Annotated in this window: 16 protein-coding genes; 9 read left to right on the top strand and 7 right to left on the bottom strand. The window is 65.0% G+C overall.

The window, feature by feature from the left end:
* Positions 1–163: 163 nt before the first annotated feature.
* The 3 genes from gorA to pgi all read right to left on the bottom strand — a co-directional run bounded on the left by gorA (position 164) and on the right by pgi (position 3618).
* Positions 164–1519 (bottom strand): glutathione-disulfide reductase, encoded by a 1356-nt coding sequence (gene gorA / locus C8J44_RS10095; RefSeq protein ID WP_404969196.1) that lies wholly within the window; start codon positions 1517–1519, stop codon positions 164–166.
* Between the two features lie 106 nt (positions 1520–1625).
* Positions 1626–2003 (bottom strand): DUF4174 domain-containing protein, encoded by a 378-nt coding sequence (locus tag C8J44_RS10090; protein WP_121904369.1) that lies wholly within the window; start codon positions 2001–2003, stop codon positions 1626–1628.
* A 124-nt stretch (positions 2004–2127) separates the two neighbouring features.
* Complete coding sequence (gene pgi / locus C8J44_RS10085; protein WP_121904368.1) at positions 2128–3618, bottom strand: glucose-6-phosphate isomerase; 1491 nt, start codon at positions 3616–3618, stop codon at positions 2128–2130.
* Between the two features lie 125 nt (positions 3619–3743).
* On the opposite strand from pgi, the gene lepB reads away from it, so the two are divergent.
* The 4 genes from lepB (at position 3744) to lgt (ending at position 7602) form a co-directional block, all read left to right on the top strand.
* A complete protein-coding gene (lepB, locus tag C8J44_RS10080; protein ID WP_121904367.1) occupies positions 3744–4553 on the top strand; it encodes a signal peptidase I in 810 nt (269 codons plus the stop codon).
* Positions 4508–5212, top strand: coding sequence for a ribonuclease III (gene rnc / locus C8J44_RS10075; protein ID WP_259466829.1), 705 nt, complete (start codon positions 4508–4510; stop codon positions 5210–5212). The genes lepB and rnc overlap by 46 nt, the downstream gene beginning before the upstream one ends.
* Before the next feature lie 281 nt (positions 5213–5493).
* Complete coding sequence (gene era / locus C8J44_RS10070; protein ID WP_259466798.1) at positions 5494–6417, top strand: GTPase Era; 924 nt, start codon at positions 5494–5496, stop codon at positions 6415–6417.
* A gap of 345 nt (positions 6418–6762) precedes the next feature.
* Positions 6763–7602, top strand: a complete 840-nt coding sequence (lgt, locus tag C8J44_RS10065) for a prolipoprotein diacylglyceryl transferase (RefSeq protein WP_121904365.1) — start codon at positions 6763–6765, stop codon at positions 7600–7602.
* Here the strand turns inward: lgt and C8J44_RS10060 are convergent, their stop codons facing one another.
* Complete coding sequence (locus C8J44_RS10060; RefSeq protein ID WP_121904364.1) at positions 7603–8304, bottom strand: NAD-dependent deacylase; 702 nt, start codon at positions 8302–8304, stop codon at positions 7603–7605.
* A gap of 217 nt (positions 8305–8521) precedes the next feature.
* Here C8J44_RS10060 and C8J44_RS10055 point away from each other — a divergent pair, with 217 nt between their 5' ends.
* Positions 8522–9349 carry a hypothetical protein gene (locus C8J44_RS10055; protein ID WP_183128751.1) on the top strand — a complete coding sequence of 276 codons (828 nt, stop codon included), beginning with the start codon at positions 8522–8524 and terminating at the stop codon, positions 9347–9349.
* Between the two features lie 487 nt (positions 9350–9836).
* Here the strand turns inward: C8J44_RS10055 and C8J44_RS10050 are convergent, their stop codons facing one another.
* On the bottom strand, positions 9837–10055 hold the full coding sequence (locus C8J44_RS10050) for a hypothetical protein (protein ID WP_121904363.1): 219 nt from the start codon (positions 10053–10055) through the stop codon (positions 9837–9839).
* Positions 10056–10251: 196 nt separating this feature from the next.
* Here C8J44_RS10050 and C8J44_RS10045 point away from each other — a divergent pair, with 196 nt between their 5' ends.
* The 3 genes from C8J44_RS10045 to C8J44_RS10035 all read left to right on the top strand — a co-directional run bounded on the left by C8J44_RS10045 (position 10252) and on the right by C8J44_RS10035 (position 13004).
* A complete protein-coding gene (locus tag C8J44_RS10045; protein WP_121904362.1) occupies positions 10252–11769 on the top strand; it encodes a fumarate hydratase in 1518 nt (505 codons plus the stop codon).
* Positions 11770–11813: 44 nt separating this feature from the next.
* Positions 11814–12440, top strand: coding sequence for a hypothetical protein (locus C8J44_RS10040; RefSeq protein ID WP_147453168.1), 627 nt, complete (start codon positions 11814–11816; stop codon positions 12438–12440).
* 69 nt (positions 12441–12509) lie between these two features.
* Entirely contained in the window at positions 12510–13004 is a 495-nt protein-coding gene (locus tag C8J44_RS10035) for a DUF2501 domain-containing protein (protein ID WP_121904360.1), read from the top strand.
* Positions 13005–13792: 788 nt separating this feature from the next.
* Here the strand turns inward: C8J44_RS10035 and C8J44_RS10030 are convergent.
* Complete coding sequence (locus tag C8J44_RS10030; protein WP_259466797.1) at positions 13793–14377, bottom strand: hypothetical protein; 585 nt, start codon at positions 14375–14377, stop codon at positions 13793–13795.
* 112 nt (positions 14378–14489) lie between these two features.
* Between C8J44_RS10030 and C8J44_RS10025 the strand changes: the two genes are divergently transcribed.
* Entirely contained in the window at positions 14490–14867 is a 378-nt protein-coding gene (locus C8J44_RS10025) for a PRC-barrel domain-containing protein (RefSeq protein ID WP_056051762.1), read from the top strand.
* An 8-nt stretch (positions 14868–14875) separates the two neighbouring features.
* On the opposite strand, the gene C8J44_RS10020 is transcribed toward C8J44_RS10025, so the two are convergent.
* On the bottom strand, positions 14876–16189 hold the full coding sequence (locus tag C8J44_RS10020) for a PQQ-dependent sugar dehydrogenase (RefSeq protein WP_147453167.1): 1314 nt from the start codon (positions 16187–16189) through the stop codon (positions 14876–14878).
* Between the last annotated feature and the right edge of the window lie 10 nt (positions 16190–16199).

Below are 16199 nucleotides of genomic sequence, written 5' to 3'. Positions count from 1 at the left end.
GCGTTTTGGCCGGCATCCACCCTTAGGCTAGGGGGCGTGGTCATTGCGCGACAAGACGTGTCTTTTCCGCAACAACCCATGTGTTGCAGGGATTTGCCGCTCACCTGTGACTATCAGGACGGTGATCCGTCGCGACGTTTGCTCGCCGAAAGCAGAGAATCCCTTACTTCATAAGGACTAATTCTTCGGCCATCGTCGGATGCAGTGCGACCGTCGCGTCGAAGTCCGCCTTGGTCAGTCCGGCCTTTACCGCCACCGCGGCGGATTGCAGGATTTCCGGGCAGTCGGGCCCGATCATGTGGATACCCACCACCCGGTCGGTCTCGCCGTCGCAGATCATCTTGTACAGCGAGCGCTCGTTGCGGCCCGCCAGCACGTTCTTCATCGGCCGGAAGTCGGACGTGTAGACCTTCACCGATCCCAGCGCCTGCTTGGCCTGCGATTCGGTCATGCCGACGCCGGCCATCGGCGGGTGGCTGAACACCGCGGCGGGGACGTTGGCGTAATCGACCCGGGTCGGCTTGTTGCCGAAGAACGTGTCTGCGAACGCCTGTCCCTCGCGGATCGCGACCGGGGTCAGCTGGATGCGGTTGGTGACGTCGCCGACCGCAAAGATCGAGTCGCAGCTCGACTTGTTGTCTTCGTCGACGATCACCGCGCCCGCTGCGTCCATCTCGACGCCAGCGGTTTCGAGCCCGAGGCCCTTGGTGTTGGGCAAGCGGCCGGTCGCGAACATCACGAGGTCGACGACGATCGGCTCATGGCCCTTCATGCTGACCGTCAGGCAACCGTCCTCGCCCTGCTCGATGCGCTCGAACGCTGCGTTGAAGCGGAAATCGATGCCCTTGCTCATCGAGATCTGGAGCAACCGGTCGCGGATCGATTCGTCATAGCCGCGCAGGATCACATCGGTCCGGTTGACCAGCGTCACGTGCGACCCGAATTGGTGGAAAATCCCGGCGAACTCGTTGGCGATATAGCCCGCGCCGGCGATCAGCACGCGCTTCGGCACGTCGTCGAGGTGGAACACCTCGTTCGAGGTGATGCCGTGTTCCGAGCCGGGGAACTCCGGGGTCAAGGGATGCGCACCGACCGCGATCAGGATTTTCGCCGCGGTCTTGACGGTGCCATCGGCCAGCGTGACTTCGTTGGGCCCGGAGACGACCGCGCGCTGGTGGATGATGTCGACATGGTTGTTCTGGAGCGTCTGCGTGTAGGCGCCGTTGATCCGGTCGACCTCCTCCATCACGTTGTCGCGCAACGTCGGCCAGCTGAACGCGCAATTGTCGGGCACCTGCCAGCCGAACCGCTTGGCGTCCTTCAAATCCTCGGCGAAATGCGCGCCGTAGATCAGCAGCTTCTTCGGCACGCACCCGCGAATGACGCAGGTCCCACCAACCCGGTATTCTTCGGCGACGGCAACGCGTGCACCGTGCGCAGCGGCGACGCGCGACGCACGCGTGCCACCCGAGCCTGCGCCGATGACGAAGAGGTCATAGTCGAATTGGGTATCGGTCACAGGCAGTCCTTGCAGGTCGCGCGGCGCTTCGCGGCTTTGCATGCCATCTGGGGCAGGGCGGATGCGGCGGCAACCCCGCCGCGGCGATCACACTGATCGGCTGGCTCTATCGTTGGCCCGCCTGGCGCATCGGCATCGCATCGATCGTTGCTTCCAGCGCGGCGGCGGGGAAGGGCTTGGCGCTACGCAGTTTCTCGCCGCCGTCCTTGCCGATCAGGACCGCGGTAAAGGTGGCGGGCAGGTGGTATTTGCGGCGAAGCGCTGCGGCTGGGTCGCTTGCTCCTCGGACCGTGTCACCAACAATCTCGACGACAGTGAGGTCGCGGGCGGCGGCGTGGATTTTCCACCCGACGAGGATGCGCCGTTGCTCGGCGAGCGCGGGGTCTCCGGCTGTCGGGGCGGAGACGATCAACACACGCCGCTCCCACTTCATCTGCGTGACGGTGGGGGAGGCGGCGAGCGCGACGGCGAGAAAGACGGGCATAATCGGCAAACGCTCCGATGGTATCGAAACTCCGTCATCCTGGGCTCGACCCAGGATCCAGAGCCACGCCCGATGCCGCGCGTGGCTCTGGATCCCGGATCAAGTCCGGGATGACGACCGTGTTTTACCCAAACGCGCGCTTGATCAGATCGTCCGTCGAAGGATCGAACGTCTGCCCGCCCTTCTCAGCAGCCTTCGCCATTTCCTTCCCCAGCTCAACCCCGAACTGGTCGAACGAATTGATCCCCAGCAACACGCCGTTCACGAACACCCGGTGCTCGTAAAACGCGATCAACGCGCCCAGCGTTCGCGCATCCAGATCGTTCAGCAGCAGCGTTGAAGACGGCCGATCGCCCGAATAGCTCCGCGCCGGATCCTCGACCTGTTTGCCCGCCATCAGCGCAGCCCCCTGCGCGAACGCGTTGAACAACAGCGCCCGGTGATGCTCCTCGGGTAACGTATCGCCCGGCTCGATTACCGCGATGAACTCGACCGGCACGAGATGCGTGCCCTGGTGGAGCAACTGGAACACCGCATGCTGCGCCTCCGTACCGACCCCACCCCAAGTAATCGCCGCCGAAGGACGCCCGAGCGGCTGGCCGTCGACCGTCACCGACTTGCCGTTCGACTCCATCTCGAGCTGCTGGAGATAGCTCGGCAGCAACCGCAACCGCTCGTCATACGCGAACGGCGCGCGCGTCTCGGCATGGCGGATCTGCGTGTAATAGAGGTCGGCGAACGCCGCGAGCGCCGGCGCATTCTCATGGAGCGCCGACAGCCGGAAATGCCGATCCATCTCGGCCGCACCTTCGAGCAGCTCCTCGAACCGATCCCAACCGAGCGCGATCGCCGCCGGAAAACCGATCGTCGACCACAGCGAATAGCGCCCACCGACGCTCTCCGCGAACGGCAGAATTCGCGTCTCGTCGACGCCCCATTCCATCGCCTTCTCGGGCGACGCGGTCAGCGCGATCACGCGGCCATACGGATCCTCGACATTATGCTCGGTCATCCACTGCAACACGCTTTCGGCGTTCATCAGCGTCTCGGTCGTCGTAAAAGTCTTTGAAGCGACCACCAGCAACGTCGCCGCCGGATCGAACTTCGCGAACACGTCCTCCAGCGCCACGCCGTCGACATTGGCGACGATCGCCACGTCGTACCGTTTGTCGTCACGCCCCAGCGCATCGACCAGCAACTGCGGCCCCAGCGCCGACCCACCGATCCCGACGTGCAGGATGTGCCGCACCGGGCCCAGCGCCTCGGCTTCGATCGCATCGATCAGCGTCCGCATGCGCTGGTGGCTCGCCTGCGCGATCGCGACGCTCTCGGGCTTGCCCTCGCCGCGCTCGGCGGTGTGCTCGACCGCGCGGCCCTCGGTGACGTTGACGATTTCGCCCGAGAACAGCGCCTGCCGCTTGCCCGACAGGTCCTGCGCCTTCGCCATTTCCTCGAACGCAGTGACCATGTCCGTCGTCAGGTGAGTCTTCGACCAGTCGAAGTGGATCCCGGCGACGTCGAGGCTCAGCTTCGAGAGGCGCTCCGAGTCCGCCGCGAACAGGTCGGTCAGCTTGGTGGCGGGCAGGGCTTCGATCTTGGACCAGTCGGCGGTCATGCTGCTTCTCCGAATAGACGTGCGCGCCGGTCATGCTGCAAGCGCGAGACCGCGACAACGCTCTTTCGGTGACACGTATCCCGCACACGCTTGACGATAGGCGCAGGTTGAGCAAACCCGCGCACATGGCAAATGACGTTAAGACCAAACCCCAGCGCTCGGAAACCAGCGAAACGTTCCGCTTCCTGCTGAAGCTCGCGGTGGTCGTGCTGATCCTCCGCAGCTTCATCTTCGCGCCGTTCAGCATCCCGTCCGAGTCGATGCTGCCCCGGCTGCTGATCGGCGACTATCTCTTCGTCTCGAAGTGGAACTACGGCTATTCGCGCTGGTCGCTCCCCGCCGGTATCCCGCTGATCCCCGGCCGCATTTTCGGCAGCACGCCGACGCGCGGCGACGTCGTCGTCTTCCGCGCGCCCGAAGTGCTCGACCACGACGTCATCAAGCGCGTCATCGGCCTGCCCGGCGAGACCATCCAGATGCGTCAGGGCATCGTCTACCTCAACGGCAAGGCGATCCCGAAGCAGCGCATCGCCGACTTCACGATCCCGCTGACCGAGAACTTCACCGCCGAGAAATGCGGCGCGCCGTTCGTCGACGTCGTCGCAAACGTCCAAATTTGCCGCTACCCCCGCTTCCGCGAAACCTTGCCGGGCGGCCGCAGCTACGAAGTGCTCGACCAGGCCGAACTGCCCGACCGCGACGACACCGGGCTCTACACGATCCCCGCCGGACACATCTTCGTAATGGGCGACAACCGCGACGACAGCGGCGACAGCCGGTTCCCCGCACCGCAGGGCATGGGCTACGTCCCGCTCGAGAACGTCGAGGGCAAGGCGGTCGTCAACTTCTTCTCGACCGACGGCAATGCCGAATGGCTGAAGCCCTGGACCTGGGTCAGTGCCGCGCGCTGGAGCCGTATTGGGGAAGGCTTTTGAGCGACCTCGCCAGCTGGCTGGCGACGCTCTTCGGCCGCGCACCGACCAACCTCGCCCCCTATGAGCGCGCGCTGACGCACGGCAGCCAGGCCGCGGCGAACTACGAACGACTCGAGTTCCTCGGCGACCGCGTCCTCGGCCTGATCATCGCTGAGTGGCTCTACGAACTGTTCGCGACCGACCCCGAGGGCTCGCTGTCGAAACGCCTCAACGCGCTCGTCACCGGCCCGGTCTGCGCCGACGTCGCCCGAGAACTCGGCGTCCGCACGCACCTCAAGCTCGGCAAGCAGGCCCGCGACGACGGCGCGAGCGACAGCGACAACGTACTCGGCGACGTAATGGAAGCGCTGATCGGCGCCTGGTACCAGGAAGCCGGCCTAGACGCCGCGCGCGCCTTCGTCCGCGGCGCATGGGGGGACCGCGTCCAGGCCGGCGCAAAAGCCCCGCAACATCCCAAATCAGCCCTCCAGGAATGGGCCGCCGCCCACAACCGCAAGCCCCCCGAATACACCATCGTCGAACGCACCGGCCCCGGCCACGCCCCCAAATTCACGATACTGGTGTCAGTCGGCAAACTCGCCGAAGCGACTGCAACCGGCTCCAGCAAACAGGAAGCCGAGACCGCCGCCGCCAAGGCGCTGCTGGAGAAGCTCGGCTGAGAAGAATGGTTTACGCGGAGACGCGGAGCCGCGGAGGCGGTGCGATTGGAACTCTGGCCTTGCCCCGAACGCCTCCGAGCTAATCGGCGCTGCATAATTGCAGACGGCGCGAGCCCCATCCACACCATCTCCGCGGCTCCGCGCCTCCGCGTGAACCAACTTCTCTTTCCTAAACTGTGAACCGCGCGACGACGGGCAGGGCCGCAGTTTGGCGGGAATGACGCGACAGCGTTTTATCTGTATGACCCGCCTCGAATATCCCGATGCCGAAAAGAGCCTAAGTGACCGAACCTACTATCCCTGAAATCTCTGCCCCCAAGCATTGCGGCCTAGTCGCCATCGTCGGCGCGCCGAACGCGGGCAAGTCGACGCTTGTTAACGCGCTCGTCGGCCAGAAGGTCGCGATCGTCAGCCCCAAGGCGCAGACGACGCGCGCGAAACTGATGGGCGTCGCGATCGAGGGCGATACGCAGATCCTGCTCGTCGACACGCCCGGCATCTTCGAGCCCAAACGCCGCTTCGACCGCGCGATGGTCGCCGCCGCCTGGGGTGGCGCGGAGGGCTCCGACATCGTCGCGCTGGTGGTCGATGCCAAGGGCGGTATCGGTGGCAAGGTCACCACGATCGTCGAATCGCTGGTCGGCCGGACCGAGCCGATCTGGCTGATCCTCAACAAGGTCGATCTCGCCGACAAGACCAAGCTGCTGATCCACGCCGAGAAACTCAACGCACTGCTCCCGTTCGCCGAGACGTTCTTCATCAGCGCCGGCACCGGCGACGGCCTCGCCCACTTCAAGACGCAGCTTGCCAAGGCGATGCCAGAAGGTCCGTGGCACTACCCCGAGGACCAGGTCTCCGACTCGACCGAGCGCGCACTGGCATCCGAAGTCACGCGCGAGCAGCTGTACCTCCAGCTCCACGCCGAGCTCCCCTACGCGAGCACGATCGAGACCGAGCAGTATATCGAACGCCAGGACGGCTCGCTGGAGATCCACCAGCAGATCCTCGTCGAACGCCCCACCCAGCGCGCGATCGTGCTCGGCAAGGGCGGCGTCCGCATCAAGGAGATCGGCGCTCGCTCCCGCATCGAACTCGCCTCGATCACCGGCAAGCCCGTCCACTTGTACCTGCACGTAAAGGTCAAACCCGGCTGGGACGAAGACCGCGAAGTCTACCGCGACATGGGCCTCGACTGGGTGGATTAGGGTTCAACACATACCACCCCGGCGAAGGCCGGGGCCCGATTGGGGCACGTTCGTAACCGCGGCCAGCGCACCGTTACTTTGACCTCTCCAATTGGGCCCCGGCCTTCGCCGGGGTGGGAGCCGAGCTGTGTGGCGTAGCGTTTAAATTAAAGAAGGATGTTCCCCCGCGAAGGCGGGGGGGCAGACTGGGCCCCCGCCTTCGCGGGGGAACATCTCGGGTCAGTATTTCGCGATCCGATCCCGCAATAGTAAACCGTTACTTGATCGCCCGGCCGAAACTGCGCCGTTCTCTCGCCCGCGCATGCTATCGTTCTCACGCCCGCTCAGCCGGACGAGGACCACACGATGCTGACTATGATCGATGCGACCTCAGCGATCCGCTACGACCAGCTTCCTCTTTCCCCGGTCGCCTGGGATTTCGGCCTGTTCCAGCTTAGATGGTACGCGCTCAGTTACATCGCGATGATCGCCTTGAGCTGGTGGTACCTGCGGAAAATGCTTCGGCGATCCGGCGCGCCGATGGCCGAACGCCACGTCGACGACCTCGTCTTCTACCTGACGCTCGGGATCATCATCGGCGGCCGCCTTGGCTATTGCCTGTTCTACCGGCCGGAAATCTGGCGCGATCCGCTGGACGTACTGAAACTCTGGCAGGGCGGGATGTCGCTGCATGGCGGGTTCCTCGGCGTGATCGTCAGCCTCATTGTGTTCACCCGCCGCCATCGCCTCTCGCTGCTCCGCGTCTGCGACTATGTCGCGTGCGCGACGCCGTTTGGGCTCGTGCTGGTACGGATCGCCAATTTCGTGAACGGGGAATTATGGGGCCGGCCGAGTTCGCTGCCCTGGGCGGTGATTTTCCCCGGCACGCAGGACGGCATCCCCCGCCACCCCAGCCAGCTATACGAAGCCGCGCTTGAGGGCGGCGTCACCATGATCGTGCTCGCATATCTGTTCTGGCGCACCGACGCGCGGCTCCGTCCGGGGCGGCTGCTCGGCACCGGACTGATCCTCTACGGCACAGCACGGTTCCTGCTCGAGTTCGTCCGCCAGCCCGACGCCGGGCTGGATCACCTTTGGTGGGGTCTGACGATGGGGCAGACGCTCAGCGTGCCAATGATCGTGGCGGGTATCTGGTTCTGGACGCGGTCCTATACGCGATCGTCCGTCAGGCCCGTGCCTGCCTGACTATCGGCCCAGTACCTCGTCCACCCAGGCCGGCACCAGTACGCCCGCCGCACCGATCCGCGTCTGCTCGAAGAACACGCTCCCCATCGAAGGATCGAGGTTCAGCTCCAGCGTCCGCGCACCATGATACGCCGCGGTCTGCACGAACCCCGCCGCCGGATATACCGCGCCCGACGTGCCGATCGACACGAACAGATCGGCCTTCGCCAGCGCCGCCTCGATCCGCTCCATCTGGTACGGCACCTCGCCGAAGAACACGATGTCCGGCCGCAACGCCGCCGCCCCGCACGCGCCGCAAACCGACCCCTCAGGCAACGCCCCGGTCCAAGCCTTACGTGCCCCACAAACGGCACACAGCGCGGACAACAACTCGCCATGCATATGCAGCATCCGCGTCGCCCCCGCCCGCTCATGCAGGTCGTCGACATTCTGCGTGACGATCAGCAGTTCGCCCGCCCAAGCCGCATCCAGCCGCGCCAGCGCGTGGTGCGCGGCGTTAGGCTCGACCCCCGCCAGAGCCGCGCGCCGCAGATCGTAGAACCGGTGCACCAGTTCCGGATCCGCCGCGAGCGCCTCGGGCGTGCACACGTCTTCGACACGGTGCCCCTCCCACAAGCCGCCCGGCCCGCGAAACGTCGCGATCCCGCTCTCCGCCGAGATGCCCGCGCCCGTCAGGACGACGATGTTTCTGATATCCTGCATCGGCCCATTCTAGGCGGGGCAGCGCCGCGCGGAAAGCCGAAGTCGGCCTGCCGCCGCCGAAATCGCCTTCCGGTCGCCCGCACGCCCTGTTCACGCGATGCGACCGATTGCCCCTTTCGGCGGTGAGCCACATCGACCATATCATCATGGCCGTCTGCGAACCGATCGCCGGTGCCGTCTCGGCGCTACGCTTTGATATTGTGAAGGATTTACTGCGATGTTGACGAAAAAGCTGATGCTGCTGGGCGGCGTGATCGCGGTCCTCGGCGGCTGTGGTCAGACGACTTCGACGGACTCGAACACCACGACCGCGAACATCGCCATGGGCAACACCAGCGCCGCGGCGAGCGCGACCCCGGCGGTCAACCGCGTCCGCGGCGTCATCACCGCGATCGGCACCGATGCGCTGACCGTCCAGACCTATGACGGCAAGTCGGCCACCGTGCCGCTCGACGCCAACACCAAGTTCGCCTGGGTGGTGAAGTCCGACCTGTCGACGCTCAAGGACGGCGACTTCATCGGCACCGCGACCACGGGCCCCGACGACGCCCTGCGCGCGGTCGAACTGGTGATCTTCCCCGAGGCGATGCGCGGCACCGGCGAGGGGCATTATCCCTGGGACGTCCCCGGCGCGGTCGCGGCTGCAGGCGGCGGCACGAACGGGTCCAGCGCGATGACCAACGGCACCGTCGACGGGCAGAGCGCGATGACCAACGGCACCGTCGATGGCCAGAGTGCGATGACCAACGGCACCGTCGATGGCCAGAGTGCGATGACCAACGGCACGGTCGCGCAGCAGAGCGGTATGACGAATGGCACGGTCACAGGTGGCGCAGGCAAGCCCGGCGAGACCAAGCTGAACATCTCGTACAAGGGCGGCAAGGCTCAGGTCGTCGTCCCCGTCGGCACGCCGATCGTCCGGTTCGAGCCAGCCGAGCGCACGGTTCTCGCTAAGGGCCAGAAGCTGTTCGCGATCGTCTCGACCGATGCTTCCGGCGCCAAATCGGTTGCGGTCGGCAAGGACGGCCTGACCCCGCCGATGTAATCGCCCCGACGCACTATGCGTCCCGGCAGTGATGCAGGGTTGCTGGCAATGAAAGCGGGCTGGAATGATCGCAGGGTCATTCCAGCCCGCTCTCGTTTCATACGGTAAGTCTGCCGTGTGCGTGTTGCAGCGCGCATCCGGTCATGACCTCGTCCAGACGTTGGCTGCTTTCCCCGCGCGACCGACGACCAAAAAAACGGCCCGGCGGGAGATCCACCGAGCCGCCGAGGGTCCGTCCAGGGAGCTTCACTTCGCCTTGACGTTGCGACTTTGTAATCCAGATCGACGTGATAGGAATACGCTAAAATATTGATCGGCGACGAGGCGCCTTAAAAACAAGACGAGATTTTGGACGGTCAAGTAGAGGGAAAAGACGTTAGCAAACATTGCTTGCGCAACGACTGAAAACTCCCCCGGTATGGGGGGGTAATATTTCAATTCTGCGAAAAGCCAGCGATCGTCTTGCCCCGCTCGCTGACCGATGCGCTTATTGGGCGTTCGTCGTACCATTCGATAGCTCGGCATTGCCCAGATCGGTATCGTTGGCGGTATCGATGCCATCGACCGCAGAGAAGTTCGCATCCGACTCTTCGACCACCGTGTTCGTCTCGACCGAGCTCGTGTTGGCCGTATCGGCAGTCTTGTTGCAGGCAGCGAGGCCAAGGCCGAGGACTGCAAGTATCGGTACGAATGCGATCTTCTTCATGGATAATCTCCGTGTTGATCCAGGCCGAGCGTTGTGTTGCTGTGTGCAACAGGGTGTTTCGGTAGCAAAGGCTACAAGGGACCGACATCGCGCGCAATACCCCATCGACTGGATGGGATATCGAAGAGCCCGCGCGCTTCCTCCGCGTCGCGAACGCCGTTAAGATGCGCGTATATCCGTATCTTAGAGGCGTTGCATGACCGTCATCACCGAAGCCGACCTGATCGAAAGCGTCGCCGACGCACTCCAGTTCATCAGCTACTACCACCCGATGGATTACATCCGCGCACTGGGCGTCGCGTACGAGGCCGAGCAGAGCCCCGCCGCCAAGGATGCGATCGCGCAGATCCTCACCAACAGCCGGATGTGCGCGGAGGGTCACCGCCCGATCTGCCAGGATACCGGGATCGTCACGATCTTCGTCAAATGGGGCCAGGATTGCCGCCTCGACTCGACCCGCTCGCTCCAGGAAGTGATCGATGAGGGCGTGCGGAAGGCGTATCTCAACCCCGAGAACAAGCTGCGTGCGTCGATCCTCGCCGACCCTGCCTTCACCCGTCGCAACACCAAGGACAACACGCCGAGCGTGATGCATGTCGAGATGGTGCCCGGCAACACCGTCTCGATCGACGTCGCGGCGAAGGGCGGCGGCAGCGAGAACAAGTCGAAGTTCAAGATGATGAACCCATCCGACTCGATCGTCGACTGGGTGCTCGAGATGATCCCGCAGATGGGCGCCGGCTGGTGCCCGCCCGGGATGCTCGGCATCGGCATCGGCGGCACCGCGGAAAAGTCGATGATCCTCGCCAAGCAGTCGCTGATGGGCTCGATCGACATGGCGCAGCTGAAGGCACGGGGCCCCAGGAACGACATCGAGGCGCTGCGGATCGAGATCTACGACAAGGTCAACGCGCTCGGCATCGGCGCGCAGGGCTTGGGCGGCTTGTCCACCATCCTCGACGTGAAGATCTTCGACTGGCCGACGCACGCCGCGTCGAAGCCGGTAGCGATGATCCCCAACTGCGCCGCCACCCGCCACGCGCATTTCGTGCTCGACGGCTCGGGCCCGGTGTATCTGGAGGCGCCGAAGCTGGAGGAATGGCCCGACGTCAGCTGGACGCCCGACAAGGCCGCGATCCGGGTCGATCTCGACACGCTGACGCCCGAAGTCGTGCAGACGTGGAAGCATGGCGACCGCCTGCTGCTCAACGGCAAGATGCTGACCGGGCGCGACGCGGCGCACAAGCGGATCAAGGACATGCTCGACGCGGGCGAGCCGCTGCCGGTCGATTTCAAGGGTCGCGTGATCTATTATGTCGGCCCGGTCGATCCGGTCGGCGATGAAGTCGTCGGACCTGCGGGCCCCACCACGGCGACGCGGATGGACAAGTTTACGCGGATGATGCTCGACCAGGGTCTGCTCGCGATGGTCGGCAAGGCGGAGCGCGGCGGCGATGCGACCAAGGCGATCGCGGAGGCCAAGTCGGCGTATCTGATGGCGGTCGGCGGCGCGGCCTATCTGGTCGCGCGCGCGATCAAGGGATCGAAGGTCGTCGGCTTTGCGGATCTCGGCATGGAAGCGATATACGAGTTCGAGGTCAGCGACTTCCCGGTGACCGTCGCGGTCGATTCCGCGGGCGAGAACGTCCACCAGCTCGCGCCTCTGGTCTGGCGCGAGAAGATCGCGCGTGAGGGGTTGCTGACGCCGGCATGACGACCCGCGCACGCAGAAGGGGGCAGGGCCGCGTCCGGTGGGTCGTGGCCATCCTCCTTCTGCTTGCCGTCGCGACTATCTACGCGCCGCAGCTGTTAGCGTTTCCGTATAAGCAGCGGATCGGCACCGGCACCGTCTATGCCGAGCGTCCGATCGATCCGCGTATCGCCAGCGAACTGGCGCACGCGGAAGGGTTGTTGCGCGCCAGCCCGATCTACACCGGGCCGCTCGATCGGTCGCTGTTCCTGACGGACGGCGGCTGGCGGTGGCGCCTTCTGGCGATCCAGTCACCGGGCGCCTTCGCGTTCCGCCGGCCCTTCAGTTCGGCGATCGTCTTCAACCGCAGCGACATCGCCGCGGATCGCGTGACGAACGGTCGTGCGATCGGCGGTATCCGGACGCTGTCCGGGGTGATCACGCACGAGTCGACGCACATCATGATCGCCAACCATGTCGGCGAAGTGCGCAGTGCGATGCTCCCGACCTGGCAGCAGGAGGGGTATGCGGATCATGTCGCGCGCGAGAGCAGCCTGACGGACGCGGACGCCGCGCGCCTTCGCAAGACCGATCCGGCCGCGACGGCACTGGTATATTACGATGCTCGCCGACGGGTGGCGGCGGCGTTGAGCGCCAAGCGCGGATCCGTCGACGCGTTCTTTGCAGGCGGCTGAACGAAGCCGAGTTCGGAACGCACCCCGGCCAGTCCTGTTGGTAATACGACCTTATCGGAGCTCCGTATCATGCCCAAGACCGCAATCGCTCTCGTCGCAGCCTTCGCCCTTGCGACCGCTGCCTCGGCCCAGACCAGCGCACCGGAGTCGGCGTCGACGCAAAACGGTCTTGGCGGTCTGGGTGGACTTGGCGGCCTGGGTGGCCTGCTCGGTGGTGCGTTGCCGAGCGTCGGATCGATCGGTGCCGGGAACGCGGCTGGCCTGCTCGGTTATTGCCTGAAGAACAATCTGCTCGGGCAGGGTGGTGCGCTTGGTGCGCTGACCGGTGGGCGGAATGCACCGCGAGCGGGCAGCACCGCGAAAGCCCCGGCGACCGGCGCGCAATCGATCCTCCAGCGACTGACCGGACGGCAAGATGTGCAGACGTCGCCGGGCTATGCCGCCGGACAAGACGGCGAAGTGCAGGCGCCGAACGGGCAGGCGTTTTCGCTCGACGACCTCGGCGGGCAGGTGAAGACGCGGATGTGCAGCATCGTCCTCAATCGGGCGAAGTCGTTCCTGTAGGGGCAGTTACGGACCAAGGGCGGGGGGCGGCAACACGCGTAGCAGGTCGAGCTGCGTGCATCAGCAGCCCACTCGGTCCCGCCTACGTCCCGTCATCCTGACGAAAGTCAGGATCTAGAGTAACCAAATGCAGCCCTTTGCGACCCTGGATCCTGACTTTCGTCAGGATGACGGCGCAGGGGGAGGGCACACTTGTGACGCTTCGGCTGCTGCAGCGTTGGCCCTATGCACGTTTGATTGCCTCGTCCTCGACCGTAAAGCGGAACACAGGAGATGACCGGTGGGGAGGGAAAGCTAGCACCCGCTCGCCCGTGCCTGCCGATATCGTCAGCTAGGCGCAGTGGGAGCGGCTTCGAAGACGGCGGCATCGTTAGCTCACGCAATGTGGTCGTAAATGGCACCTGGATCGACCACCGCCGCCAACGACCACCCCACAAACGAAAAGAGGCTGCCGGATCGTCTCCCGACGACCCGACAACCTCCTGACATGGTCAGCGGCCGGAGAGCTCCAGCCCGGAGGACCATGCGTACCGCCTATCCTATGGACCACGTGTTGACTGGGAGAGGATACTCCCCACGCGGACCGGCGGACTTAGCGGTGCGTCCCCCGAACGAACCGAACCGAACTCACTGCTGAACCATGAGACATCGGATCACCTCCTTTCGCTTGTTGAAACAACGCGGCCAAGCCTGACCGCAACGCCAATGTGTGCCGACCGCGCCTGCGATACAAGCCTTGTTTTACGGAAGTTTTCGGGCAATCCTGTGCGACTGCCAGTTGGTCGAAATCAGCCGCGGCAATCTTCGGTGACGCGCTCTATCTCGGCCCAGGCGGGCACGACGAGCGGCGGCAGTCCGGGCTGCTGGACGACGAACCGCCCGCGACTGAACCCCATCGCCTCCAGCAACGAATCGTTCGGCATCAGCGCGGCCGCGACATAAGGCGGCGTGCCTCCGGTCGGCTGGACCGACACCGCGCGCGTCATGCTCGACGTGCGGATCGTCAGCGGCGTCGCCATGCTTCCCGCACGCGACAGATAGATTGCGCGTGCTGCCGTGTCGCAACGCAAGGTGAGCGACGCATCGGCATTGGCCGGCCCGAACAGCGCAATCGAACCGCGCGCATCGCGGCGATACACCCACGTCCCCGGCGAATACGGCCAGTCGCGCCAGTCGGCGGCGATCGGTACCGGGCGCGGCGCCGGCGCGGGGGGCCGTGTCACCGTGCGCGGCGGGGGCGGCGGTGCTTCGGCCCGCGGCGGCGGGACGCAACCGGCGATCGACGCGAGCGTCGCCAGGCCGGCGAGTCGCGCCAGGGCGCGGGGGGTGGCAAGCGATCGCAAGCCGACGAGGGAAGGGGACGGGGTGCGCATCGCATCGCTATGCGGCACGCCCGGCGGTCGCTCAAGTACGACGAAGCGCGCTAGCCGGGAACCGCCGCACGGTGATACCGGTTCAGCGACGGAAGAAATCAGGAGAACGTCCATGTCCGATACCGCCGCCCAGACGCCCACCCAGCTGCTCGTCCAGTCGAACATCTCCGGCACGATGAAGGTCGAGAGCCGCGACGGCGACAATGTCGGCTCGGTCCACGCGTTCATGGTCCACAAGGGCACCGGCCGCGTCACGCATGCCGTGCTCAGCCTCGGCGGCTTCCTCGGCATGGGCAAGAGCTTCTACCCGCTGCCATTCTCGCTGCTCCAGTTCGACGCCGTCCGCGACCTCTACGTTGTCACGATCGACAAGCGCGTCCTCGAAGGCGGCCCAAGCTGGGCGAACAACGCACCGGTCTTCGACCAGGCCTATGCGGACCGCGTCGCCAGCTATTACGGGTCGAGCAGCGAGGATCTCGTCGTCGGCTGAGCCCTACGCTACCCTTGGTCGATGCTGAAGATTTCGCCATCGTCGTCGACGATATAGGCCTGACCATCGCTCGCGACGCCGAACGAAACCGGGCGGTCGATCGTGCCTTGATCCGGCGCAAAATCCTCGTTGCGCCGCTCCAGCATCGGCCCCTCGATCGTCCCGACACGGCGCAGTGAATCGGCAGGCGTCGTAAACAGGGCGCCGTTGCGATCGGCGAAAACATAAACGCCCGAGAGCGAGGCGATCGTTGGCGACCCGACGAATCCGCCGACGATCGCTTGGCCGAAGCGCGTGCCGCCGGTGTGCGGATATTGGATCGACGGATCCACGACGTCGGCCGGAGCGGTGCCGCGGACGATCTTGGTCCCTTCCTTGAACGGCCAGCCGAAATTCGTCACGGGTGCGCCGAGCGGTAGGAAGTCGACCTCTTCGGCGACATCCTGTCCGCTGTCGGCGATCAGCAGGCCACCGCTGTAATACGCGCCGCCGTTCGGATTTCGCAGGCCCTTCGCGATCGCCGAAACCAGGAAGAACTGCGGAGAGGCTCCGGCATAGGGATCCGGATTGTTCGTCACGCGAAGGATCTTCCCCAATCGGGACGATGAGTCCTGCGCGGTGCCAGCTGGGTCGCCTGCGCCACCGGCATCGCCCGTAGCGATGATCAGGTTGCCGGCGTCGTACCCTAGCCAACCTCCGCCGGGATATTGAGGCGCGGACACTGCCAGCAGCGGACCGCTGTTATCCGGGACAGTCGGCCCCGCCTGGTTGCGGAGATAGCGCTGAACGATCAGGAACCCGTTGGTGTTCGTGAACATCACGTGGAAGATACCGGTGGTGGCAAACGTCGGCGCAACCGCCAGTGCGATCATCCCGCGGTCGCCGGTTCCGACATTGGCGACCTGATAGAACAACGTCCGCGCACCCGTCTGCGGGTTCAAATCGTAAATCGCGCCGGATCGTTCCACGACCAGCATCCGCGTCGCACTCAGGCTGGCGATCGCGACGGGGTGGATGAAACCGGTCGCGACACGGTGGACGGCGATTCCCTCCTTGCTGTTCGTCACGGTGACCTGGAGTGCGATCGTGCTGGTTGCCTGACCGTCGCTTGCGGTCAGCTGGACCAGATAGACGTTGTTTCCGTCGAGGTCCGTCGGCAGTTCGAAATTCGGCGGTGCCACGAAGCCGAGCTGGCCGGTTCCGTTCAGCGTGAATTTCGCGGCATCCGCGCCGCCGCTGATCGCGTAGGCGACCGGGGCGCCCTCGGGATCGGTTGCAGCAGCCTGATAGACGATGGCCGTCGTATTCTCGACTACGCTCACGGCATTGGCC

The organism is Sphingomonas sp. PP-CE-3A-406 (assembly GCF_003688625.1).
In the GTDB taxonomy this organism is placed as follows: domain Bacteria; phylum Pseudomonadota; class Alphaproteobacteria; order Sphingomonadales; family Sphingomonadaceae; genus Sphingomonas.
The sequence above is the reverse complement of the archived record's forward strand: the minus strand, read 5'-3'. Positions and strand labels throughout refer to the sequence as shown.

Excerpts from the sequence above, each read along its gene's own strand:
- C8J44_RS10090 (WP_121904369.1), bottom strand. The coding sequence starts at position 2,003 with ATGCCCGTCTTTCTCGCCGTCGCGCTCGCCGCCTCCCCCACCGTCACG.
- pgi (WP_121904368.1), bottom strand. The coding sequence starts at position 3,618 with ATGACCGCCGACTGGTCCAAGATCGAAGCCCTGCCCGCCACCAAGCTG.
- lepB (WP_121904367.1), top strand. The coding sequence starts at position 3,744 with ATGGCAAATGACGTTAAGACCAAACCCCAGCGCTCGGAAACCAGCGAA.
- lgt (WP_121904365.1), top strand. The coding sequence starts at position 6,763 with ATGCTGACTATGATCGATGCGACCTCAGCGATCCGCTACGACCAGCTT.
- C8J44_RS10060 (WP_121904364.1), bottom strand. The coding sequence starts at position 8,304 with ATGCAGGATATCAGAAACATCGTCGTCCTGACGGGCGCGGGCATCTCG.
- C8J44_RS10055 (WP_183128751.1), top strand. The coding sequence starts at position 8,522 with ATGTTGACGAAAAAGCTGATGCTGCTGGGCGGCGTGATCGCGGTCCTC.
- C8J44_RS10050 (WP_121904363.1), bottom strand. The coding sequence starts at position 10,055 with ATGAAGAAGATCGCATTCGTACCGATACTTGCAGTCCTCGGCCTTGGC.
- C8J44_RS10045 (WP_121904362.1), top strand. The coding sequence starts at position 10,252 with ATGACCGTCATCACCGAAGCCGACCTGATCGAAAGCGTCGCCGACGCA.
- C8J44_RS10035 (WP_121904360.1), top strand. The coding sequence starts at position 12,510 with ATGCCCAAGACCGCAATCGCTCTCGTCGCAGCCTTCGCCCTTGCGACC.
- C8J44_RS10030 (WP_259466797.1), bottom strand. The coding sequence starts at position 14,377 with ATGCGCACCCCGTCCCCTTCCCTCGTCGGCTTGCGATCGCTTGCCACC.
- C8J44_RS10025 (WP_056051762.1), top strand. The coding sequence starts at position 14,490 with ATGTCCGATACCGCCGCCCAGACGCCCACCCAGCTGCTCGTCCAGTCG.